Genomic DNA, 592 nt, shown 5'->3' with positions numbered 1-592 from the left:
GGATGTCGACGTCGGGGACCTGCTCGATCACCGCGTCGGCGCCCTCCGGGGTGCCGACATCCGCGGTGACACCGCGACCGCCGAGCCGTTCGGCGGTCGCGGCGACGCTCTCGGGGTTTCTCCCGTTCACCACGACCTCGGCCCCGGAGGCGGCCAGCGCCGCCGCAGCAGCCTCACCGATGCCGGCGGTGGACCCGGTGACCATGGCGATGCGTCCGCTCAGGTCGATGTTCATCTCTCGATCACCCCTGCCTGCTGCGTCCGCCGGAGGAAGTCGCTGCCGGGCGCGTGGCCCGTCAGCCGGTTCGTTGATCGATGTGCCCGAACGGCTGCTTGAGGTACCGGGCGAAGCGCCGGCGGTTCACGCTCAGGGCAAGTGGCCGATCTCCCGGGACGCCTCCGATGCGTGGCCGCAGCGGAACCGGGCGAGCCCGTGGGCGTGCGCGTCCATGACCCCAGTCTTGTCCTGCCAGGCCACGCTCGCATCCGCGGCCGTACGACGCGAATGAGCGCCCCCGGTGGTACCGGCACATCACCTTGGCCCTGCTCGCTCACGCTGTCCTTGCCCCCCTGGCAGCGTGTCGGCACCGCC

1 protein-coding gene is annotated in these 592 nt (G+C 72.0%); it reads right to left on the bottom strand.

What is annotated here, in order from left to right:
- Nucleotides 1-235 (bottom strand): SDR family NAD(P)-dependent oxidoreductase (locus AQJ27_RS51500; RefSeq protein ID WP_159064690.1); only part of this gene is annotated, 235 nt, incomplete at its 3' end.
- Nucleotides 236-592: the final 357 nt, after the last annotated feature.

The sequence above is a fragment of the Streptomyces olivochromogenes genome (assembly GCF_001514115.1).
GTDB classification, from domain to species: domain Bacteria; phylum Actinomycetota; class Actinomycetes; order Streptomycetales; family Streptomycetaceae; genus Streptomyces; species Streptomyces olivochromogenes.
This window is presented reverse-complemented; position numbering and strand designations above follow the sequence as displayed.